The sequence below is a fragment of the Croceibacterium selenioxidans genome (assembly GCF_018599195.1).
In the GTDB taxonomy this organism is placed as follows: Bacteria; Pseudomonadota; Alphaproteobacteria; order Sphingomonadales; family Sphingomonadaceae; genus Croceibacterium_A; species Croceibacterium_A selenioxidans.
The window spans coordinates 307,133-329,100 of the sequence record NZ_JAHFVK010000002.1 but is presented as its reverse complement, the minus strand read 5'-3'; the positions used below and the strand labels follow the sequence as shown (position 1 = coordinate 329,100).

Annotated in this window: 23 protein-coding genes; 11 read left to right on the top strand and 12 right to left on the bottom strand. The window is 64.6% G+C overall.

The features are described from left to right. Nucleotides 1–199 precede the first annotated feature (199 nt). The 4 genes from ligA (at nt 200) to KK137_RS10345 (ending at nt 3,845) form a co-directional block, all read left to right on the top strand. Nucleotides 200–601 (top strand): protocatechuate 4,5-dioxygenase subunit alpha, encoded by a 402-nt coding sequence (gene ligA, locus KK137_RS10360; protein ID WP_214536362.1) that lies wholly within the window; start codon nt 200–202, stop codon nt 599–601. Continuing rightward, entirely contained in the window at nt 601–1,443 is an 843-nt protein-coding gene (locus tag KK137_RS10355; protein ID WP_214536361.1) for a class III extradiol dioxygenase subunit beta, read from the top strand. The genes ligA and KK137_RS10355 overlap by 1 nt, the downstream gene beginning before the upstream one ends. Before the next feature lie 67 nt (nt 1,444–1,510). Beyond that, a complete protein-coding gene (gene typA / locus KK137_RS10350) occupies nt 1,511–3,322 on the top strand; it encodes a translational GTPase TypA (protein ID WP_214536360.1) in 1,812 nt (603 codons plus the stop codon). 199 nt (nt 3,323–3,521) lie between these two features. Next, the gene (locus KK137_RS10345; protein WP_214536359.1) at nt 3,522–3,845 is read left to right on the top strand and encodes a hypothetical protein; all 324 of its coding nucleotides are present in this window, start codon (nt 3,522–3,524) and stop codon (nt 3,843–3,845) included. Nucleotides 3,846–3,872: 27 nt separating this feature from the next. Here KK137_RS10345 and KK137_RS10340 read toward each other — a convergent pair whose 3' ends face one another. Continuing rightward, the gene (locus tag KK137_RS10340; RefSeq protein WP_214536358.1) at nt 3,873–4,487 is read right to left on the bottom strand and encodes a hypothetical protein; all 615 of its coding nucleotides are present in this window, start codon (nt 4,485–4,487) and stop codon (nt 3,873–3,875) included. A gap of 226 nt (nt 4,488–4,713) precedes the next feature. On the opposite strand from KK137_RS10340, the gene KK137_RS10335 reads away from it, so the two are divergent. Beyond that, nucleotides 4,714–5,490, top strand: a complete 777-nt coding sequence (locus KK137_RS10335; RefSeq protein ID WP_214536357.1) for a hypothetical protein — start codon at nt 4,714–4,716, stop codon at nt 5,488–5,490. A 66-nt stretch (nt 5,491–5,556) separates the two neighbouring features. After that, nucleotides 5,557–6,471, top strand: coding sequence for a hypothetical protein (locus KK137_RS10330; RefSeq protein WP_214536356.1), 915 nt, complete (start codon nt 5,557–5,559; stop codon nt 6,469–6,471). Between the two features lie 6 nt (nt 6,472–6,477). Here the strand turns inward: KK137_RS10330 and KK137_RS10325 are convergent, their stop codons facing one another. The 3 genes from KK137_RS10325 to KK137_RS10315 form a co-directional block, all read right to left on the bottom strand. Beyond that, entirely contained in the window at nt 6,478–7,119 is a 642-nt protein-coding gene (locus tag KK137_RS10325; protein ID WP_214536355.1) for a DUF4328 domain-containing protein, read from the bottom strand. Beyond that, nucleotides 7,116–7,595 (bottom strand): hypothetical protein, encoded by a 480-nt coding sequence (locus KK137_RS10320; protein ID WP_214536354.1) that lies wholly within the window; start codon nt 7,593–7,595, stop codon nt 7,116–7,118. Before KK137_RS10320 ends, KK137_RS10325 begins: the two co-directional genes overlap by 4 nt. A 210-nt stretch (nt 7,596–7,805) precedes the next feature. Next, nucleotides 7,806–10,025 carry a beta-glucosidase family protein gene (locus KK137_RS10315; protein WP_250893818.1) on the bottom strand — a complete coding sequence of 740 codons (2,220 nt, stop codon included), beginning with the start codon at nt 10,023–10,025 and terminating at the stop codon, nt 7,806–7,808. Nucleotides 10,026–10,163: 138 nt separating this feature from the next. Between KK137_RS10315 and KK137_RS10310 the strand changes: the two genes are divergently transcribed. From KK137_RS10310 to KK137_RS10300, 3 genes are read left to right on the top strand one after another with little or no spacing between them, the layout of a single operon-like run. Then, nucleotides 10,164–11,474, top strand: coding sequence for an alkaline phosphatase PhoX (locus KK137_RS10310; RefSeq protein WP_214536353.1), 1,311 nt, complete (start codon nt 10,164–10,166; stop codon nt 11,472–11,474). Further along, entirely contained in the window at nt 11,462–12,121 is a 660-nt protein-coding gene (locus tag KK137_RS10305; RefSeq protein ID WP_214536352.1) for an O-methyltransferase, read from the top strand. The genes KK137_RS10310 and KK137_RS10305 overlap by 13 nt, the downstream gene beginning before the upstream one ends. Beyond that, nucleotides 12,118–12,585, top strand: a complete 468-nt coding sequence (locus tag KK137_RS10300; protein WP_214536351.1) for a low molecular weight protein-tyrosine-phosphatase — start codon at nt 12,118–12,120, stop codon at nt 12,583–12,585. The genes KK137_RS10305 and KK137_RS10300 overlap by 4 nt, the downstream gene beginning before the upstream one ends. 154 nt (nt 12,586–12,739) lie before the next feature. On the opposite strand, the gene KK137_RS10295 is transcribed toward KK137_RS10300, so the two are convergent. From KK137_RS10295 to KK137_RS10260, 8 genes are read right to left on the bottom strand one after another with little or no spacing between them, the layout of a single operon-like run. Continuing rightward, a complete protein-coding gene (locus KK137_RS10295; protein WP_214536350.1) occupies nt 12,740–13,480 on the bottom strand; it encodes a 3'(2'),5'-bisphosphate nucleotidase CysQ in 741 nt (246 codons plus the stop codon). Then, nucleotides 13,477–15,510: a sulfate adenylyltransferase subunit CysN gene (gene cysN / locus KK137_RS10290; protein ID WP_214536349.1), complete on the bottom strand. Its 2,034-nt coding sequence runs from the start codon at nt 15,508–15,510 to the stop codon at nt 13,477–13,479. Before cysN ends, KK137_RS10295 begins: the two co-directional genes overlap by 4 nt. Further along, nucleotides 15,510–16,457, bottom strand: a complete 948-nt coding sequence (gene cysD, locus KK137_RS10285) for a sulfate adenylyltransferase subunit CysD (RefSeq protein ID WP_338028110.1) — start codon at nt 16,455–16,457, stop codon at nt 15,510–15,512. Before cysD ends, cysN begins: the two co-directional genes overlap by 1 nt. Nucleotides 16,458–16,479: 22 nt before the next feature. Next, a complete protein-coding gene (locus KK137_RS10280; protein ID WP_214536348.1) occupies nt 16,480–17,532 on the bottom strand; it encodes an enoyl-CoA hydratase/isomerase family protein in 1,053 nt (350 codons plus the stop codon). Next, complete coding sequence (locus tag KK137_RS10275) at nt 17,529–18,674, bottom strand: acyl-CoA dehydrogenase family protein (protein ID WP_214536347.1); 1,146 nt, start codon at nt 18,672–18,674, stop codon at nt 17,529–17,531. Before KK137_RS10275 ends, KK137_RS10280 begins: the two co-directional genes overlap by 4 nt. Beyond that, complete coding sequence (locus tag KK137_RS10270) at nt 18,671–19,075, bottom strand: Rid family hydrolase (protein WP_214536346.1); 405 nt, start codon at nt 19,073–19,075, stop codon at nt 18,671–18,673. Before KK137_RS10270 ends, KK137_RS10275 begins: the two co-directional genes overlap by 4 nt. Continuing rightward, complete coding sequence (locus KK137_RS10265; protein ID WP_214536345.1) at nt 19,068–19,367, bottom strand: I78 family peptidase inhibitor; 300 nt, start codon at nt 19,365–19,367, stop codon at nt 19,068–19,070. The genes KK137_RS10270 and KK137_RS10265 overlap by 8 nt, the downstream gene beginning before the upstream one ends. A 16-nt stretch (nt 19,368–19,383) precedes the next feature. Beyond that, entirely contained in the window at nt 19,384–19,848 is a 465-nt protein-coding gene (locus KK137_RS10260; RefSeq protein WP_214536344.1) for a hypothetical protein, read from the bottom strand. 98 nt (nt 19,849–19,946) lie between these two features. Between KK137_RS10260 and KK137_RS10255 the strand changes: the two genes are divergently transcribed. Both KK137_RS10255 and KK137_RS10250 read left to right on the top strand, forming a co-directional pair. Continuing rightward, nucleotides 19,947–20,408: a MaoC family dehydratase gene (locus KK137_RS10255; RefSeq protein WP_214536343.1), complete on the top strand. Its 462-nt coding sequence runs from the start codon at nt 19,947–19,949 to the stop codon at nt 20,406–20,408. Between the two features lie 26 nt (nt 20,409–20,434). Further along, complete coding sequence (locus tag KK137_RS10250; protein ID WP_214536342.1) at nt 20,435–21,385, top strand: TauD/TfdA dioxygenase family protein; 951 nt, start codon at nt 20,435–20,437, stop codon at nt 21,383–21,385. Nucleotides 21,386–21,968: the final 583 nt, after the last annotated feature.

The following is a 21,968-nucleotide window of genomic DNA, read 5'->3' as shown; positions in this document are numbered from 1 at the left end:
TGGCGTTGCGCCACGTGCCCCTCCGTCAGTCGCCCTCCGCGCCTGCCACCTCCCCAGCGCATTACGACGGGGAGGATGGAGTTGCTTAATTTGCAACTGGGGGTTCCCCTTCGAGATTTAGGCAGTATGGGGCCGCGCTTAGATTTCCGGAACTCCAGCCCATCTGGTAACGTTCGGCAGACAGGAGGGCCCCCCGGCCATGCGCACCCGCCTCTATTCGCTCGAAGAGCTCAACGACATTCCCGGCACCACGGTGTTCAACGCGATACGCAGCCGGCAGGCCTATCACCTGCACAAGTTCTGCATGTCGCTGATGCAGGAAGAAAACCGCGAGGCCTTCAAGGCTGACGAGCGGGCCTATCTCGACCGCTTCCGCATGAGCGACGAGCAGAAGCAGGCCGTCCTGGATCGCGACTTCACCAAGCTGATAGACTTGGGCGGCAACATCTATTTCCTGGTCAAGCTGTCGAACACCGATGGCTGGAGCACGCAAAAGGCGGTCAGCTCCATGACCGACCTGACCCCCGACGAGTATGCAGCGATGATGCGCGCCGGGGGCCGCTCGCCCGAAGGCCAGCGCTCGATCAAAGGGAAGAATTAATGGCCAAGATCACTGCTGGTATCGCCACCAGCCACGTCCCGGCGATCGGCGCCGCTTTCGACCAGGGCCGTACGCAGGACGAATACTGGAAGCCGGTGTTCGACGGCTATGAATGGGTCAAGCAGTTCGAAAAGCTCGAAGATCCCGACGTCATCATCCTCTGCTACAATGACCATGCGAGCTCGATGATGCTCGACGTCGTGCCGACTTTCGCGCTCGGCATGGCGGAAGAGTTCGAAGTGGCCGACGAGGGCTGGGGCCGCCGCCCGGTGCCCACGGTCATCGGCGATCCGGTGTTCGCCGCTCACTTGGCCGAACAGCTTGTGATCGACAACTTCGACCTCACGTTGATGAACGAGATGGCGGTCGACCACGGCCTGACAGTCCCGCTTTCGCTGATGTTCGGCCAGCGCGAGGAGTGGCCGGTGCGGGTGATCCCGCTCGCGGTCAATGTCACCCAGTTCCCGACTCCTTCTGGCGAGCGCTGCTGGCAGCTCGGTGCGGCGATCCGCGATGCGGTGCAGTCCTATCCCGCGGGGCTCAACGTGCAGATCTGGGGTACCGGAGGCATGAGCCATCAGCTCCAGGGCGAACGCGCCGGTTTGATCAACCCGGAGTTCGACAACGCCTTTCTCGACAAGCTCGCAGACGACCCCGAGGATCTGCGCAAGATCACTCGCTTGGACTACCTGCGTGAAGCGGGGACCGAGGGCATCGAATTGATCATGTGGCTCATCATGCGTGGCGCGCTTGGCGAAAAGGTGGAGGAGCTTCATCGCTTCTATCACGTGCCTGCATCGAACACCGCAGTCGGCCATATCGTATTTCGGCCCGTCGACTGAGGTAGACAGGGCGGCCGAGTCCCACTAAGGGCCGCCCCCTTTCTTCCCTCGTTAGAGATCTGATCCCATGAGCCTTCGCAACGTGGCCATCATCGCCCACGTCGATCACGGCAAGACCACGCTTGTCGACCAGTTGTTCCGCCAGTCCGGCACCTTCCGCGAAAACCAGCGCGTTGAGGAACGGGCCATGGATTCCAACGACCTGGAGAAAGAGCGCGGGATCACCATCCTCGCCAAGTGCACCAGCGTCGAATGGCACGGCACCCACATCAACATCGTCGATACGCCCGGCCACGCCGACTTCGGCGCCGAGGTGGAACGCATCCTCTCGATGGTCGACGGGGTGATTCTCCTGGTCGACGCCGCCGAAGGTCCGATGCCGCAGACCAAATTCGTCACGGGCAAGGCGCTGGGCCTCGGTCTGCGTCCGATCGTCGTCGTCAACAAGATTGACCGGCAGGACGCTCGCCCCAGCGAAGTGCTCGACGAAGTGTTCGATCTGTTCGTCAATCTCGACGCCAATGACGAGCAGCTCGACTTCCCGGTCCTCTACGCCTCGGGCCGCGCGGGCTTCGCCAGCGAAGATCCGGCCGCTCGCGAGGGCAACCTTGACCCGTTGTTCAAGGCCATCGTCAGCCACGTGCCGGCGCCCGACCTCGACCCCGACGGCGCTTTCGCGATGCTCGCGACTCTGCTCGACCGCGATCCGTTCTTGGGCCGCATCCTGACCGGCCGGATCGAAAGTGGCCGCCTCGAGGTTGGCATGCCGATCAAGGCGCTCGACGTGAACGGCAAGGTCGTCGAGACCGGCCGCGCGACCAAGGTCTTCGCCTTCGAAGGTCTTGAGCGCGTCCCCGTGTTGCACGCCCAGGCTGGCGACATTGTCGCCATTGCCGGGCTGACCGACGCTACCGTCTCCAACACCATCTGCGACCCGACGGTCAGCGTGCCGATCGCCGCGCAGCCGATCGATCCGCCGACGCTCGCCATGAGCTTCGCCGTCAACGACAGCCCCTATGCCGGGCGCGAAGGCGACAAGGTGCAGAGCCGCGTTATCCGCGACCGGCTCGAGCGTGAAGCCGAAAGCAACGTCGCCATCCGCGTCACCGAGAGCCGCGACAAGGACGCCTTCGAAGTCGCCGGCCGCGGCGAGCTTCAGCTCGGCGTGCTGATCGAGAACATGCGCCGCGAAGGCTTCGAACTGTCGATCAGCCGACCGCGCGTGCTGTTCCAGGAAGGTCCGGAAGGTCGCGAGGAGCCCTACGAAACCGTCGTCATCGACGTCGACGACGAGTTCTCCGGTACCGTGGTTGAGAAGATCGCCCAGCGTAAGGGCGAGATGACCGACATGCGTCCGAGCGGTGGCGGCAAGACCCGCATCACCTTCAGCGCCCCGAGCCGCGGCCTGATCGGCTATCACGGCGAGTTCCTGTCCGACACCCGCGGTACCGGCGTGATGAACCGGCTGTTCGAGAAGTACGGTCCCTACAAGGGTCCGATCAGCGGCCGCCAGAATGGCGTGCTGATCTCGATGGAGCAGGGCGAAGCGGTGCCTTACGCGCTCAACGCGCTGGAAGATCGCGGCGTGCTGTTCATCAACCCGGGCGAGAAGCTGTACCAGGGTATGGTTATCGGCGAGAACGCGAAGCCGCAGGACCTTGAGGTCAACCCACTCAAGTCCAAACAGCTGACCAACTTCCGCTCCACCGGCAAGGACGACGCCGTTCGCTTGACACCGCCCCGGAAGATGACGCTGGAGCAGGCCATCGCCTACATCCAGGATGACGAACTGGTCGAAGTGACTCCGCAGTCGATCCGCCTGCGCAAGCGCTATCTCGATCCGAACGAACGCAAGAAGATGTCGCGCAAGGAAAGCTGATCCTTTCCCGCGCTAATTCCTCCCTGTCGCGCAGCGATGGGGAGGGCATCTCTGTCGACGCCATCCAACGATCTTTGCGCCGTGCTCCGTTAAAACCCGGAGCGACGGAGCAGGGCCCTTGGCCTACCTTTCAATCATCAGGCGATCCCTGCCCGTGCCCAGGCATCGGGTGGGCGCCGCGATTGAACAGGGGGTGACGATGCGTGCGACGATAGCTTTGCTTTTGCCCTGTCTGCTCCTGACGGGCTGCGTTACGGCGGCCAAACAGCAGGAAGTCTACAGTGCGATCCGCGACGTCGGGTTTCTGGAGGCGGACGCCCGCTGCATCGCCTCACGGGCAGGCCGCCAGCTTTCGATCCGCGAGCTTCGCTCGCTCCAACGGGCGGCCAATGCCGTGGAGCGGCCCGTCCGCGATGCCACGGTGGGCCAAGTGATCGACGCCATTTCCACCAACGTCGAGCCGGAAACTCTGGGTACGGTGGTTAGCTTGGCTTCCGAGTGCCTGCAGGCCCGAAGCCAGTGACTTCGCGTCGGTGGTGTAGCGCCAACCTCAAGAGGCCGGCAGAGCGGCGCCTTGCAGCGGTTCTTCGAACAGCACGGTGCCATCGGTGGCGCCGACCGTAGCCGATTCGGGCAGGACGGTTGGGTTCGCCGGGTAACTCTTGCCATCGTATTGCAGCCGGACCTGCCGGGATGCCGCTCCGCCTCCGCTCACGCCGACGCTGAGGTCGCGCCAGCCGTTGGTGATCGTCGCCAATTCTCGGATCGGCTCATGCGTGACGGTGGTCTTCGTCACGGCGTGCAGACCAGACGCATCGCGCTTGAACACCAGAAGGCTGCAACCGCCCGATCCGCACGCCGTCGGGCCGTAGGCATAGACGATCACTTCGTCATTTCCGTCCGCGTTCAGATCGGTCGACACGGTTGCGAAGAGCGTGTTCGGATCGGGGAAGGCGGCGCGAAGCGCGTCCTTTACGCCGGGATCGGTGAGAAGGGCGTTGGCCGGCAACAACGCTGGATTCGGAGTTGCGGTTTCCGTGGCGACGGGTGTGGCTTCAGCCGTCGCCTCCTGGTCGCCGGAACTGGAGTTGTTGCAGCCAGCCAGCACGAGGCCGGCTGCGATCCCAACGAGGGTTGCGCGAACATTGCTGGAGGTTGAAGTCATTGGCCGAGCCTCATGAGAAATTGGATTGGCCCAGGCACCTTAGTGGCGGAACAAGCCGTTCATCATCGGGAATAATCCTGAGATCGTGATTCCGACGCGGAGCCGTGAACGGTCACCCCGATCAAGACGCCGGCCCGGATACGGATAACATTTGCGACAAGAGTTCCGTTGCCCAATCCTCCCGAAAGGGGGATAATCCGGGCCAAAGAGTGCTGGAGACGGAACAATGCTTGCCCGGTTTCGCACAATCGCCCTTAGCGGGCTCGCCGCGGCCTTCCTTGCAGCGCAGCCGGCCCAGGCTCGCGCCGATGAACCGCTGCCGCGGTTCGAGGATCCGCTCTGCCCCGGTGTAGTCGGACTTAAGCAGGACGCGGCCGAAACCGTGGTTGGCATGATCCGCGGCAATGCAGAGGCACTGGGCCTTCCGCTCGCGAGCGAGCAGACCTGCGACGCCAACATAGTAGTCGCCTTCATCGATGATGGAGCGGACTATCTCAACCGTCTGGTCGGCCAGAACAGCACTCTGTTCTTCGAAATGGACCGGGGCGAGCGCGAGGCGCTTTTGGCTGAGACGGGCGGAGCGCGCGCCGTGCTGCGCGTGAGGGCGCGTTCGCGTGACGGCATGCCGATCCCGCGGCGCGAGAACCTGTCGGACATTCCGATGGCTGAAATGTGGGGGGCGCATTCGAAGATCTATACCGCGACCCGCAATGACATCCTCTCGGCGCTGGTTCTTATCGATCGCGGCGCCGTGACCGGGCTCAGCCTGCAACAGCTGGCCGACTACGCCACGTTCCGCGCCCTGACGCATCGGCTGCCCCCGGCATCGGCGCGGAGCGAGTCCATCGTCAGCCTGTTCGACGAAGGGGCGGAGCGCCCTACGGGCCTGACCGATTTCGACCGCAAGTTCCTGGCTACACTCTACGACGGTCTGCCGAACCTGCCGGGCTCCGCCCGTCTCGCGGCGCTTGAGGCTGCGACCGGCGCGCCCTTCACCGAATAACCGTTTCACACTGTCTCGAGCCGCCGTCCCGCAAGGGCGGTGGCCTTTGCCCGGAGAATACTGACGATGATGCTGTCGCGGACCGGAGCCCTGGGCTTGCTGGCAGGCGCCGCAATACTGGGCACTCCATTACAGGCCCAAGACGCCGGTAATCGCCCCGCGGAGCCTGACGCCAACGATATCGTCGTCACCGGCCGCGCCGATGAACCCTCGCCGGCCGAAGTCAACCGGCAGGCGCGGGAGATCACCGAGGAGCGCGGCGATCTGATGTACAACCCGCTGGCTCGGATCGAGGACCGCCTCTGCCCGGGAATCCTGGGCCTCAAGCCCGAGTTCGCCGCCCTGATGATCGATCGGATTCGCTGGAGCGGCGAACGCCTCGACATGTGGATGGCCGACGATACGGATTGTTCGCCCAACCTCGTCATCGCCTTTGTCGAAGATGGACAAGCCGAACTCCAGCGCCTGGCCGAAAACCAAGGCTACCTTTTCCAATGGATGGACCGCAAGGATCGGGACGCTTTGCTGGCGGAGGAAGGCCCGGTTCGGGTCTGGACCACCTCGATGATGCGCGCCAGCAATGGCATGCCCATCTCGCGACGAGAGAGCCTGACCAGCCCACCAGTCATGCAGATGAATGCGGCCCATTCGAAGATCTACATCAATGTGCGGGAGGATATCGCCCAGACCGTCGTCCTGTTCGACCGTGAGAAAGTACGCGACAAGACGCTGATCCAACTGGCCGACTATGCGACGATGCGGGGCTTCGCCAAGACCCGGCCTACCAGCAGCGCCGCCACCATGGACACGATCCTGGCGTTGTTCGACGAGACCGGCACCCCGCCAAGCGGCCTGACCGATTTCGACCAGGCGTACCTGCGCACGCTCTACAAGGGCATACCCAACATCAAGGGCATGACGAAGATCAACGGGGTGGATCGGGAATTGCGCAACATCCGCGAAGAGCAGGCGGGGGAGTAGTAACCGTCAGCCGCCCGGGCGGGTTGGTGTCACCCCAGTGGCGATGGCATCCACTCGTACCTGCTGCAGTCCTGACAGTCGCCGAACGATGGTAGAAAGCAGCGCGCTACTCCCCAGCGTCAGGCCATCGGAAAGCATCGTCAGCGTTTCGGCCAGTTCGCCCATATCGGGATAGCGTGCGGCGTCGGACAGACGGAAGGCGGCGATCCCGGCGATATTGCTCGCGAGCCACAAGAACCACCACAGGCCCAGCACGGCAGGCACGCGGACGACCTCCCAATCGCGAGGCTCGACGGTGGCTTTCCACGTGTCGCGCATCGACTGAAGCGGCATCACGAGGTTGGCGATGGGGATGAAGTAGGACCCGACCGCCAGCCATGGCCCGAAACGCAAACCTTCGGCGCGAAAGGCGTGCGCGTTGACGGTGGCCAGATAGGTCCAGCGTAGAAACAGCCCTCCCGCCGCCACGAACGCAAGCAGTTGGAGCAGCGAGATCAGGCTGTAGCTCTCACTGGCGGCAATGAAGTCAGTCCCATGGCTTAGTGCGACCGCTACCCCCGCCCCGGCCAATCCCGCCTGGACCAGCAGCGAAAAGCTGGTCCAACTGCCGAGACCAGCGATGTCGCGGGCCGTCCTTGGCGTTGTCATGCGCCGGTAACAGCCGCTTTCCCGGAGAGGTCGGCGTCAGCATCGAACTGCTGCCGGGCTTCCTTCTCTCCCTTACCCATGAAGATCCACCCGACGACCGCAAGGATCATCAGGGCCAGTCCAAGCAGAGGGATCTCGCCGTCGACCGTCACTTTGAAGACGATCCACGCGAGGTTGATCAGACCGAGGATCAGGAACAGCTTCTGGTTATTGGTGGGGAAGGCGTAGATCGACCGACCGTCGGCCATGCGCACGCCATGGAAGCCGCGGATATCGAAGGCGTTGAAGAAATAGAACCGGCCCCGCGCCCCCGGCTTGAGTTCATCGGAGACCGGCTGCTTGACCACGGCCTTGGTCACGGTCCTGCCGGAGCCATCTTCGAGTTTGAAGCGGATCGACTTGAAGACGGTGATGCTGCCGCGTTGGCGGCCGGTGACGACTTCTTCGACGGTGCCGTCGATGATCGAGGTAGACATGGCCTTCGCCCCCGCGCAGTCTTGCGATGGTACCGGGGGTAGGGGAACTTCGATCCAAGGGGGAGTCAGGGTTCTCCCCGAACCAGCCTCGGGGAGGTGGTTCGACCAGCTCACCACGAACGGACCTTTGGAAGACCCACCAATAGCGCTCCAGAAATTTCATGAGTATCCGTTCGTCCTGAGCTTGTCGAAGGACCTCTCGTCTCACGGCTAGGATTTGGCGGGTCGCCATTCGGGCGGCAGGAAACTTGGCGGCAGTTCGATGGTCACGCTGTCATCGAGCTCTCGGGAGCTGTGGCCCGCGCTGACGGTGTAGGCGCCCGCGGGATGGGTCCAGCCCGGCCGGCCCGTGAACCAGGTGGCGAGAACGCGGGGGTCGACGTGAATATCGAGCTGCCGGGTCTCGCCTGATGCCAATTCGACCCGCTCGAAGCCACCGAGCCTGCGCGGGGCTTCCCAGCCCATGCCGGAGACATAGACTTGCACCACCTCCGCACCGGCGCGCTTTCCGGTGTTGGTCACCTCGACCATGGCCACCAGCCCTTCGCCTTCAGGGGTGACTACCAGGTGATCGATCTCGAACGTGGTGTAGGACAGCCCGTGGCCGAACGGGAACAGCGGTTCGTGGCCATGCTTGTCGAACCACTTGTAGCCCACTGCGGCGCCCTCGTCATAAACGATGTCGCCTTTGCGCGGGTCGCCGGGGTGCGGGAGCTGATCGAGGCTGCGGGGGAAGGTCGCCGGCAAGTGACCGGAGGGATTGGCGGCACCGGTCAGGATGCGGGCGATGGCCGCGCCACCTGCACGCCCGGGATACCAGGCCTCGATGATGGCCGGGACCTTGTCCACCCACGGCATCAGCACCGGACCGCCGGTCTGGAGCACGACCACGGTGTTGGGATTGGCCCCGGCCACTGCATCGATCAGGGCATCCTGTCCTTCGGCCAGCGAGAGCGGCACATCGATGCTCTCGCTCGCCCACTGTGTACCGAACACGAGCACCACGTCCGCCTGCGCCGCGAGCCGTACGGCCGCCGCCGGGTCGGCTGTTCCTTCGGCGTAGTCGATCTGGACACCGGGTAGCAGCTTGCGCAGTTCCTCCAGCGGCGAGGAGGGGTAAAACACGACCGGCCCAGGCCAACTCGTCGGCTTTATCCCCGGCACGGCGTTGGTGCCGTCGGGATAGACCTGGCTCGATCCCCCGCCCGAGAGCACGCCCTTGTCCGCGTGCCCGCCGATAATCGCGATCCGCCGCGCGGTTGCCGCCAGCGGCAGCACGTCGCGTTCGTTCTTGAGCAGAACCATGCCTGCTTCGGCCCCGCGCTGACTGACGGCGCGGTTGGCGGCAAAGTCGATCGGGTGGCCCTCGCTCACCGGATTGTCGACCAGCCCATGCGCGTACATCGATTGGAGGATGCGCGTGACCATAAGGTCGATCTGCGCCTGCGAGATTTCGCCGGCGGCCACGGCCTTGCCCAGCTTGTCGGCGCTGAACCAGTCGGCGCGCTGCAGACCGTAACCTGACTCCTGATCGAGCCCGGCATTGGCCGCCGCGGCGGTCGAGTGGGCCGCGCCCCAGTCAGACATGACGTAGCCCGGAAAGCGCCACTCATTGCGCAGGACCTGGTTCAGCAGGAACGGCTGTTCGCAGGCATGGAGGCCGCCCACGCGGTTGTAGGCGCACATGACCGAACCGGGCTCGCCGCGTTCGATGGCGATCTGGAAGGCGAGCAAGTCCGACATCCTGAGCGCACCTTCCTCGACGATGGCGTTGCCGTCGTTGCGGTCGGTCTCCTGGTCGTTGACCGCGAAGTGCTTGACCGTCGAGATGATCTGGTTGGACTGCACCCCGGCGATCTGCGCCCCGGCCATGATTCCGGCGAGCAGCGGGTCCTCTCCGGTATACTCGAAGTTCCGCCCGTTGCGCGGCTCGCGCATCAGGTTGACGCTCCCGCCAAGCAGCACGTTGAACCCGTCGGCGCGCGCTTCCGAGCCGATCATCTTGCCTGCCGCAAAAGCCAGTTCCGGATCCCAGCTCGCCGCCGTTGCCAGGCCCGAGGGAAGGGCGGTGCGAGGCCGCTTCTCCGCCGCTCCGCCCTGGGTCGCGACACCGATCCCGGCATCGGCCTGCCACTGCGGCGGAATGCCGAGGCGGGGAATGCCCGGTACATACCCGGCCGAGCCGTTACGCGCTTCCTTCGGGGCTTCGAACTTCGCGGGCGGAAAGTCGGTGCCGAAGTAGCCCTTGAGCAGGGTGAGCTTCTCGTCCTGCGTCATCTGGGCGAGCGTCGCTTGGGCCCGCTCTGCCGGTGTCCCCGTAGTCGCGGCGGCGAGCACCACGGGCGCGCCCGGTTCTTGCGCCTCCACCGCCTGGGCGCTCACAACCAGACATAGTGCCGCTGTCATCGTCCAGACATTTATCCGGCTCATGGCTTCCCTCCCCCTGTTTCGGCCAATTGACCACAAGTGCGCCTCTCGCGCTACTTCCGACCGATTGGTATGCGCGGAGCAGCAGGTTCATTTTGTCAGAGGCTTGCCGCGATTCGGGCGCGGTATCGGGAGTATGCAATGATTTCGGACCGCCGTGTTTTCCTCCGGGCCACCGGCTCGGCCTTCGCTGCGCTGGTGGCCAGTGGTTGCCTGCGCTCCGGCCTGGCCGCAGCGGCTGACGGCCCGGGGGGCTATGGGCCGCTGCTGCCCGATCCCAATGGACTGATCGATCTGCCTCGGGGCTTCAGATACCGGGTCCTCTCCAACCTCGGCGATGCAATGAGCGACGGCGGGACCGTTCCGGATCATGCCGACGGCATGGGGTGTTTCGATCTCGGCAACGGCAAGCTCGCGCTCGTGCGCAATCACGAGCTGATGCCGGACAAGGATTCGGGCGGCGCAGTAGGCCCGGCCTATGACACCGTCGGTCGCAGTCTGGTGCCGCTGCCGGGAGGTACAACGACGCTCGTTCTCGACGCGGAGACCCTGGCGGTAGAGCAGCAGTATCGCTCGCTTTCCGGCACCATCCGCAATTGCGCCGGGGGGATCACGCCGTGGGGCAGTTGGCTGACCTGCGAGGAGAACGTGAGCCGCGCCGACGGCAGGCTCAACCGGGACCACGGCTACGTGTTCGAAGTCCCGGCTAGCGCCACCGGACCGATCGACCCGGTCCCGCTCGAGGCCATGGGCCGCTTCAACCACGAAGCCGCCTGCGTCGATCCCGCGACCGGCGTGGTCTATGAGACCGAGGATCGCGAGGACGGGCTGCTCTATCGCTTCATCCCCAACGTGAAGGGCAAGCTGGCCGAAGGTGGCAAGCTGCAGGCGCTGGCGATCGACGGGTTGCCCGATACGCGCAACTGGAATGGGGTGAGCTTCGAACCGCAGGGTTGGCAGGGCGTCCGCTGGATCGACCTCGACAATGTCGAGGCACCCGACGACGATTTGCGCAAGCGCGGCGCTGCCGCCGGGGCGACGATCTTCGCGCGGGGCGAGGGCATCTGGATGGGCGAGGGAGAGCTCTACTTCTGCTGCACCAGTGGCGGCGCGGCCAAGCTCGGTCAGATCTTCCGCCTGCGTCCGCAGGCCAGCGGTCCCGACAGGCTGCAGCTCTTCTACGAGAGCACCTCGATCGAACAGTTCAACTTCGGCGACAACCTGACCGTGGCCCCGGGCGGGCATCTGGTGGTATGCGAAGACCAGTATACAGAGCAAGTCTCCAACCACTTGCGCTGGATCACGCCCGAAGGCGTGGCCTATCCGCTGGCGCTGTCGCGGATCGATACCGAATGGGCCGGGGCCTGCTTCTCGCCCGACGGCAAGGTCCTGTTCGTCAACCTCTATCGCCCGGCGAAGACTGTCGCCATAACCGGACCATGGATCGCCTGATGCACTTTGCCGACCCTCGCGCCGAAGCCGTTTTTGCGCAGTACGACGCCCGCCACCGGGAGGAACTTGACCTGTCGCGCGAATTGCCGCGCGGCTCGTTCGGAGAGCGGCGCGACGAGTTTCTGCTGCCGGTGGGTGCCGAGGCCGCGGAGTTTCTTCGCTCGCTCGCTGTGGGCCGCCAGCCCGCGCGGATCCTCGAGCTGGGGACGAGCTACGGCTATTCCACCCTGTTCCTGGCCGACGCCGCCCGGATTTGCGGAGCGCGGGTGGTTTCGGTCGATGTCGATGCCGGCAAGCAGGCCTATGCGCGCGGCATGCTGGAACAGGCCGGCCTCGCCGAGTTCGTGGAGTTCCGCTCCGGAGATGCGCTGGAGGTGATCGCCGCGGACGAAGGTGAGTGGGGCTTCGTCCTGCTGGACATCTGGAAGAACCTCTACCTCCCCTGCTTCGAGGCGGTCTATCCGCGACTGGCGGAAGAGGGGATCATCGCTTCGGACAATATGATCTACCCTGAAGGCGCCCGCGAATCCGTGCGGGCTTTCCGCGAGGCGGTAAAGGCCAAACCGGACCTGCAGACGCTACTGCTGCCGATCGGAAGCGGGCTCGAACTGACCATCAAGTGGAGTGCGGGCAACCCGAAACTGTGAGCGGACGGTACGCAGTCTTGTTCGTGTGCCTCGGGAACATCTGCCGCTCGCCGCTGGCTGAGGCCGCGTTCCGGCAAGAGGTGGAGCGGCTGGGGATGGACGTCGAGGTCGACTCTGCGGGGACGGCCGGTTGGCACAGCGGCAAGGCGCCCGATCCTCGCTCCTGCGCCGTGGCGAAGGCCAAGGGCGTGCCGATCGACCATTTGGCGGCGCGGCAGGTGACGCTGGCGGACTATCGCCGGTTCACGCACATCTTCGCGCTGGATGAGGATAATCTTGCCGTGCTCCAGGCGCGCGCGCCGGCCGATGCGACGGCTGAGATCGGATTGCTGCTGGACTGTGTGCCGGGGCGTGAGGGAGAGGAAGTGGCCGACCCCTACTATGGCGACGCGGCTGGGTTCGAGGTGACCTGGAGGGATGTGAGCGAGGCCGCGCGGGCCCTGGCGGAGCGGTTGCGGGGTTAATCCTCCCCCAGCTTGTCTCAGGAAGAGGGACCGTCCGCGCAGCGTATGGTGGAGGGGTGTCCTTCGACAGGCTCAGGACGAACGGAGCTTGAACATAGGGCCGTTCGTGGTGAGCTTGTGGTTCGCAGGCTAACCGTGATCGGAATCCCCCCGGTTAGAACGAGGCCACTATTTCCAGCACCTGCTCGGCGTATTCCGGCCGGCAGATCAGCAGGTCGGGCAGGTAGGTGTCGGGGTTGTTGTAGATCAACGGGCTCCCGTCGATCCGCGAGCAATGCAATCCATTCGCCCTTGCCACGGCCACCGGCGCGCAGTTGTCCCATTCGTACTGGCCGCCGGAATGCAGGTAGATTTCCGCCTGTCCGGTCACCACAGCCATGGCCTTGGCTCCCGCAGAACCCATCGGAACCAACTCGCACCCCAGCGCCTCGGCGACGGCGACGGCTTCGGCTGCGGGACGGGTGCGGCTCACCAGCATGCGCGGTGCGCCGATGTGTTCTGCCGGAGCCACGGGCTGGCCAGAACTCAGGACCAGACCGCCATCGAGCCCCGGAAGAGCCACCGCGCCGATCTCGGCCACACCGTCGATCGCCAGACCGACATGGACCGCCCAGTCTGCACGCGCCTCGCCATATTCGCGCGTGCCATCGAGCGGATCGATGATCCAGACACGCGATTTGCTCAGGCGCTCGGCGGTGTCCTTGCTCTCTTCGGAGAGCAGGCCATCGTCGGGCCGTTCGGCGCGGAGGCGTTCGACGAGCCAGGCATTGGCCAGGCGGTCGCCCTCCTGGCCCAGCGCCTTGCCTTCGAATTCGCCGCGCGCCCGCAGGTCGAGCAGGATGCGCCCGGCGGCTTCTGCGAGTTCGGCCGCCAGCGCGGCGTCGGTCTGGCTCACAGATCGGGAGTCCAGGCGCCGATCAGGCGATTGACGATCAATTCGGCAGCCTCCTCGGGCGAGGTCTTGGTGGTGTCGATACGGATTTCCGGATTGACCGGCCGCTCGTAAGGGCTGTCGATGCCGGTGAAGTTCTTGAGCTCGCCGGCGCGGGCCTTCTTGTAGAGCCCCTTCACGTCGCGGTTCTCCGCTACTTCGAGCGGGGTATCGACGAACACCTCGATGAACTCGCCTTCGGGCAGCATCTGCCGCACCAGCTCGCGCTCGGCGCGGAACGGGCTGATGAAGGCGGTGAGCACGATCAGGCCGGCATCGGTCATCAGCTTGGCGACTTCGCCCACCCGGCGGATGTTCTCGATCCGGTCGGCCTCGGTGAAGCCCAGGTCCTTGTTGAGCCCGTGGCGGACATTGTCGCCGTCGAGGAGGAACGTGTGGCGACCGGTGGCGTGGAGCTTTTTCTCGACCATGTTGGCGATGGTCGACTTGCCCGAGCCCGAAAGGCCGGTGAACCACAGCACCGCGGGCGCCTGGCCCTTGAGCGTGGCGTGCTGTTCACGCCCGATTTCAAGCGCCTGCCAGTGGACGTTCTGCGCCCGGCGCAAGCTGAAATGGATCATGCCCGCCGCGACTGTCGCGTTGGTCAGCTTGTCGATCAGGATGAACCCGCCGAGTTGGCGGTTCTTCGCATAGGGTTCGAACACGATTGGCTTGTCCGTCGTCACCTCGGCCACGCCGATCGAGTTGAGCGACAGGGTCTTGGCGGCGAGGTGTTCGAGCGAGTTGACGTCAATCTCGTACTTCGGGTGGGCCACGCTGGCGCTGACCGTCTGGGTCGCGAGCTTGAGCCAGTAACCACGGCCCGGGATCAGCGCTTCGTCGCTCATCCATACGAGCGAGGCTTCGAACTGGTCGGCGGCCTGTGGCGGATCGCCGGCAGCGGCGAGCACGTCGCCCCGGCTACAGTCGATCTCGTCGGCCAGGGTGAGGGTGACCGACTGGCCGGCGACCGCTTCCTCGAGGTCGCCGTCGAGGGTCACGATCCGCGACACGGTGCTGGTCTTGCCCGAGGGGATGACGCGCACGGCGTCGCCCGGCTTGACGGTGCCCTCGGCGATCAACCCGGCAAAGCCGCGGAAGTCGAGGTTGGGGCGGTTGACCCATTGCACCGGCATGCGGAACGCGCCCGCCTGCGCCGCGGTAGCCTCGATCTCGACCGTCTCCAGGTGTTCGATCAGGCTGGGCCCGCGGTACCATGGGGTTTCGGACGAGGGGGCCTGGGTGATGTTGTCGCCCTTGAAGCCCGAGATCGGGATCGCGGTGAACCCGGCGATGCCGATCTCCTGCGCGAAGGCGTGGTAATCGGCGACGATCTTGTTGAAGACGTCCTGGTCGTAACCCACCAGGTCCATCTTGTTCACCGCCAGCACGATATGGCGGATGCCGATCAGGTGGGCGAGGAACGAGTGGCGGCGGGTCTGCATCAGAACGCCCTTGCGCGCGTCGATCAGGATCACGGCGAGATCGGCGGTCGAAGCGCCGGTGACCATGTTGCGGGTGTACTGCTCGTGCCCCGGCGTATCGGCGACGATGAACTTGCGCTTCTCGGTCGAAAAAAAGCGATAGGCGACGTCGATCGTAATGCCCTGCTCGCGCTCGGCGGCGAGGCCGTCGACCAGCAGCGCGAAGTCGATCGCCTGGCCCTGCGTGCCGACGCGCCTGCTGTCGGCCTCCAGCGCGGCAAGCTGGTCTTCGAAGATCATCTTGCTGTCGTAGAGCAGCCGCCCGATCAGCGTGGACTTGCCGTCATCGACGCTGCCGCACGTGATGAAGCGCAGCAGACCCTTGTTCTGGTGCAGCTCTAGGTAAGCCCCGATATCCTCGGCGATAAGGCTGTCGGTCTGATAGACGCTGTCCCCCTCCCGCTTGCTGGAGGGGTTAGGGGTGGGCGTGTCTTTGTCGGTAGCGTCGCGGGCGGCCACAGGCGCACCCCCGACCCCTCCCGCAAGCGGGAGGGGAGAATTCTCGGCCATCAGAAATAGCCCTCCTGCTTCTTCTTCTCCATCCCGGCACCGCCTTCGTCCTTGTCGATCGCGCGGCCCTGCCGTTCGCTGGTGGTGGTCAGCAGCATTTCCTGCACCACCTCGGGCAGCGTCGCCGCCTCGCTCTCGACCGCGCCGGTCAGCGGGTAGCAGCCGAGCGTACGGAACCGGATCGAGCGCATCACCGGTTCTTCTCCAGGCTTGAGCGGGAAGCGCTCGTCATCGACCATCAGAAGCAGTCCGTCGCGCATCACCGTCGGGCGCTTGGCGGCCATGTAGAGCGGCACGATCTCGATCCCTTCGGCCATGATGTATTGCCAAATGTCGAGCTCGGTCCAGTTCGAGATCGGGAACACGCGTATGCTTTCGCCCTTGGCCTTGCGGGCGTTGTAGAGGTTCCACAGCTCAGGCCGCTGGTTCTTCGGGTCCCAGCCATGGGTCGCGGTGCGGAACGAGAAGATGCGCTCTTTTGCGCGGCTCTTTTCCTCGTCGCGCCGGGCGCCGCCGAAGGCCGCGTCGAAGCCCCACTTGTCGAGCGCCTGCTTGAGCCCCTCGGTCTTCCACATGTCGGTGTGAAGGGGCCCGTGGTCGAACGGGTTGATCCCGCGCTCCATCGCTTCGGGGTTGTGATAGACGAGCAGGTCCATCCCCGCTTCGCGCGCAGCCTTGTCGCGCAGGGCATACATATCCTGGAACTTCCAGGTCGTATCGACATGCAGCAGGGGAAATGGCGGCGGCGCCGGGTAGAACGCCTTCTTGGCAAGATGCAGCATCACGGCGCTGTCCTTGCCAACCGAATAGAGCATCACGGGATTGGTGGCCTCGGCCACTACTTCCCGCATGATGTGAATACTCTCCGCCTCAAGACGGGATAGGTGGGTCAAGGCTTGCATGGACGCGAAGTGCCGTTTGGCGCGGGTATTCGCAAGTGCGCGAATGGGGAGAAATTCTTGTCCGCCATCAAGCCGGGAAGGGCGTCCATTCCTCCTGAAGTGGTAGTGGTGCGAAAATGGCGTCGAGCGAGTCTTGGGTGACGGCTTGAGCGGTGGCGGGATTCCAGACCGGCGAGTTGTCCTTGTCGACCAGCACCGCGCGCACGCCTTCGGCAAAGTCGGGCCGCATGATCATCCGCGCGGCGAGCCGGTATTCGAGCGCCATTTCCTCTGCGAAGTCGCTCTTGCCCGCGCTTTCGGCGAACTCCCTCAAGGCGACCTTGGAGGTGGCGGGGCACTTAGCGGCGACGGCCTTGAGTTCCTTGGCGGCCCATTCGGAGGGATCGCTCGCAAGGGCGTCGAGAATCCCTTCGAGAGTGTCGGGGGCGAAGAGGCGCTCGATGCGCTCGGCATTGCGGGCGAGGCGGGCCGGGGGCACCTCAGCCGCAAGGTCATTGAGCGCGGCTTCGATCGAGGCTGGGCGCTCGGCGATCCGCTGCTTCGCTTCCGCCAGCTTCTCGCTCGGCAAATAGTGGGTGGCGAGCCCGGCCCAATGGCATTCGGCACCGTCGAGCCGGGCGCCGGTCAGAGTCAGGAACTTGCCGATCTGTCCGGGCAGTCGCGGCAGGTACCAGCCCGCGCCGACGTCAGGGAACAGTCCGATCGCGCCTTCGGGCATAGCGAATAGGGTGTTCTCCGTCGCGATGCGATAGCGGCCCGGAAGGGCGAGCCCGACCCCTCCACCCATCGTCACACCGTCCATGAACGCGACGACGGGCTTGGGGTAAGTGAACAGCAGGTGGTTGAGGCGATACTCCGCATGGAAGAACGCGCGGCCCGCGGTGCCGCCGTCTTCAAGCGCCGAGCGCCGCACCATGGCAACGTCGCCGCCCGCGCAGAACCCGCGGCCCTCGGCATGGTCGAGGATCACCGCCTCAATAGCCGCGTCGTCGCGCCAAGCCAGCAGCGCCGCGCTGATCGCTTCGCACATCGCCTGGGTCAGGGCGTGGAGAGCTTTCGGGCGATTGAGGGAGATATGGCCGACAGAGCCGGCCCAGCGGATCAAAACCTCTTCGCTCATTCCCTCAACAAATCCCGTCCAACGATCAGCCGCATGATCTGGTTGGTGCCTTCCAGAATCGAATGAACCCTGAGGTCGCGCCAGAAACGCTCGACCGGGTAGTCCTGCAAGTAGCCGTAGCCGCCATGCAGCTGCAAGGCCCGGTCGGCTATCGCGATCCCGGTGTCCGACGCAAGGCGCTTGGCCATGGCGGCAAAGCGGGTCTTGTCGGGCGAGCCTGCCGTGACCTTGGCCGCGGCGAGGTAGAGCAGGGCGCGCGAGGCTTCCAGTTCGGTCGCCATGTCGGCCAGGGTGAACTGGGTATTCTGGAAATCGGCAATCGCCTTGCCGAACTGCCGCCGCTCCTTGGTGTAACGCAGCGCTTCGTCCAGGCATCGCTGAGCCCCGCCGAGCGAGCAGGCGCCAATATTGAGGCGTCCGCCGTCGAGCCCCTGCATCGCGATGCGGAAGCCTTCACCCTCGCGACCCACCAGATTCTCGGCCGGAACCCGCACGTTATCTAGGATCAGCGAGGCCGTCGGCTGCGAATGCCAGCCAAGCTTGCGCTCCGGCGCGCCGAACGAGACGCCCGGCATCCCCTTCTCGATGGCGAGGCAGGAGATACCCTTGGGCCCGTCCTCTCCGGTGCGCACCATGGTCAGGTAGAGATCATTCACCCCGGCGCCGCTGATGAATTGCTTGGTGCCATTGACGATCCACTCGGCGCCTTCGCGCACCGCACGGGTCTTGAGCGCCGCGGCGTCGGAGCCTGAGCCGGGCTCGGTCAGGCAATAGCTCGCCATCCAGTCCATCCCGACGAGGCGCGGCAGGTACTTGGTCTTCAGTTCATCCGAACCGAAGCTGTCGATCATCCAGCTTGCCATGTTGTGGATCGAGATGAACGCGCTGGTGGAGGGACAGCCATAGGCCATCGCCTCCATGATCAGCGCTGCCTCAAACCGCCCCAGCCCGATGCCGCCGTTCTCCTCCGACACGTAGATGGCGGCGAAGCCGAGCTCCGCCGCTGCCTTGATCGTCTCCTTGGGGAAGACGTGTCCTTCGTCCCATTCGGCGGCGTGCGGCGTGATGGCGTCGGCGGTGAACCGCCGCGCCGCTTCCTGGATCGCGAGCTGGTCTTCGGTGAGGGCGAACGGCTCGGTCACTGTCCCGAACCGATCACAGCCTCCGCTTCGATTTCGACTTTCCAGCGAGGGTCGTAGAGCCCGGCGATCGCCACCAGCGTGCCCGTCGGCCGGGCGTGCTTGAGCGCGCGGCTGAAGGCGGCGCTGATCGCGTCGGCGTCCTTGATGTCGGTTGCGAACATGCGAATGCGGACGACATCGGCCATGCGCCCGCCCAGCTGCTCTATGTGCTCGCGGATCAGCGCGAAGCAGCGGTCCGCCTGGGCGCCCGCGTCTTCCTTGACCGATCCATCGGTTTCGACGCCCACAGTGCCCGAAACGACGATCCGGTCACCCACGCGCAAGGCGCGGGTGAAGCCGATTTCTTCTTCGAACGGGGACTGGGCGGGGATGCGTTGGCGCCCGTCTGCCGGATCAGCCACAGGTGATCATTTCGATCACAAGGTCGTCGTTGTAGGCGATAGTCACCCGTTCCTCGCGGAAGTCCATGGTCAGCGCGCTACGCGGTGGGGCCCAGCGCAGGATCGCTGCGCCGGTGGCCTTCTGGATTCCGGCGCCAACGGCAACCGTGGCGCGCTGGCCGACGAAGGTCTGTCCTGGTTTTGCATCGCATTTGCCGCCCACGAAGTCTTCGCGTGAGCCCGTATTCGTCGTGGCACATCCCCCGAGTATCAGGGCGGCGGCGGCTGCTGCCAGTGGCAATACCTTCGTCATAGGCATTTTCCTCTCCTTAGGTGCACCTGGTATAGCGGAACGGACCGGGCGCTGCATCCTCTCCGTACTCCCGCCGGATCAGCGTCTTTCCCTGGTCCTGCGCGTCGAGCACCACGTCGCGTTCCCATTCCTGGCCTTCCCCGGTGAAACTGAACGAAGCGCGGATGCGGCTCGGGTCGAATTCCTCGATTCCCTCGAGCTTGCCGACCGATTCGTAAAACTTCAATTCGGTATTGGTGATGGTCAGCAGGCCCTTCGCATCGTCGCGTCCCGGTTCGCAATCGGCAGGCACCAGGCCCCAGCGGCCCCGCAGCGCTTCGGGGATGTCGGTCTCGTTCCCAGCCAACGGAGCTTCGGCGACCGGTGGTGGAGAGACCTCCGCGGCTGGTGTTGCCGCCGTGGTTTCCTCAGCGCTCGGTTCGTTGCTGCCGCAGCCGGAAAGCGCGACCAGCGCCAGGATGGGAAAAGTGTACGCTCGCATATGGGCTCCGTCATTGCCTCCGCGCGCACAACGGATGGCGCGCCATTCCTTTCCCCGCACGTCGCACCACGCTAGAGATGGGAGGAGAGGAGAGCTAAATGGCCGGACTATGGCTCGATGAATTTGCGGTCGGCAGGGTGTTCGACCACCCGCTGCGCCGCACGGTGACCGAAACCGACAACCTGCTCATGAGCGCGCTGACGCACAATCCGGCGCCGCTGCATCTCGACGCCGAATACATGAAGGATACCGAGTATGGCCGGATCCTGGTCAACTCGTGCTTCACCCTGGGTCTGATGGTCGGGATTTCGGTCAACGACACCACGCAGGGGACGGCGGTCGCCAATCTCGGCTGGGACGAGGTACGATTTCCTGCGCCGATATTCGTCGGCGACACCCTGCGCATCGAGACCGAGGTCCTTGAGGTGAGGGAGAGCCAATCACGTCCCGGCCAGGGTATCGTGACCTTTGCCCATCGGGCCTACAACCAGCACGGAGAGCTTGTGGCGCACTGCAAGCGCTCGTCCTTGCAACGCAAGCGCCCCGATGCTATTGCTTAGCTTGCTAATTAAATCCGGAGAGACCGATGCCCCTTATTGTGGAACCGATCCTGCCGCGCTTCGGCGCTCAGTGTTCGGGCCTGGACCTCACCAAGCCGCTCACCCAGGAAGACGTGAAGCAGGTGACCGATGCGATGGATACCTGGGGCGTCACCGTGTGGCGCAACACGGGTATGAATGACGATCAGCACGTCGAGTTCAGCCGCAACTTCGGCTACCTCGAACGCGTGCCGCGGCGCGAAGGTGTACGCTTCCGCCTCCCGCATCGCGAACTATTCGATGCTTCGAACCTCAACGTCGACGGTGAGATCACGCAGGACGTCGCGGCGATCCAGTACCGCAAGGGCGACCGCCTGTGGCACACCGACAGTGCCTTCCTGGAAAAGCGGACCAGCTATTCGCTGCTGCTGGCCCACCAGGTGCCGCCCGAGGGGGGCGAGACCTGGTTTGCCGATACCCGCAGCGCTTATGAAGACCTGCCGCAGGACATGAAGGACCTGATTGAGGACAAGGTCGGCATCAACACGCTGTGGTGGAGCCGTAAGATGGCCGGCGCCGACATCTCCGACGAGGAGATCGAGGAGCGGCCGCGCGCGAAGCATCCGCTGGTCCATGTGCACAAGGGCTCGGGCCGCAAGACGCTGTTCATCGCCGCGCACACGATGGACGTCGAAGGGATGCCCAAGGAGGAAGGTCGCGCGTTGATCAAGCAGTTGATCGAGCATGCTACCCAGCCGCAGTACATCTTCAGCGTGAAGTGGAACGCTGGCGACATGGTCATCTGGGACAACCTGGCCTCGATGCATAAGGGTGGGGACTTCGACTATTCGAAGTACAAGCGCGACATGCGCCGCACCACAGTGCGCGAAGGCACCGAGCCGCACCAGATGGAAACCGGCGACGATCCGTTCAGCGAACTTTTCGCTCGGACGCCGAAGATCGTCGACATCCAGGGCGCGCGCTACGCGGGGCGTTAATTGAGCCAATCCTCCCCGAGCCAGCTCGCGGAAGATCTGGAGGGTATCCCCCTCCCGCTTGCGGGAGGGGAGCAGGCACAGCCATTCACCCGCGGGCGAGTGCGGGCCTAACACCGGAAGAGTAAAACCGCGGACGGGCGAAGGCCGGCGCGTCCTGGCGCCATAGGATTGCCTTGCGCGAGCATGGAGTGCGAATGGCGGCGAGGGCTGCGGCAAAACTCGCTACTCGGCCCTGTCGGACCCGAGGCGCCAGCTTCCCCGAGGCCTAAACAAAAAACGCCCGCCTCCAGATGGAGCCGGGCGCCTCTGTTTTGCGCTCGATACCGTCCTTAGATGAGGACGGCGCTAAACAGCACGGTGCTGATCGAGACAGCAAAGACCGCCGAAATCAGGCGGTTGGCCATGTAGGTCATTGCTATTCCCCTGCTTGAACCGCCGTTGTGGCGTGTTCGATGGCGCGCAGATGGTGCATTGCAACATATTTCGCAAGTGCGAAATATATGACAAGTGTTGCGTTTTGCGCAACTCAGCAAATGACTGACCAAAAACGAAAACGCCCGGCTCCTTGCGGAACCGGGCGCTT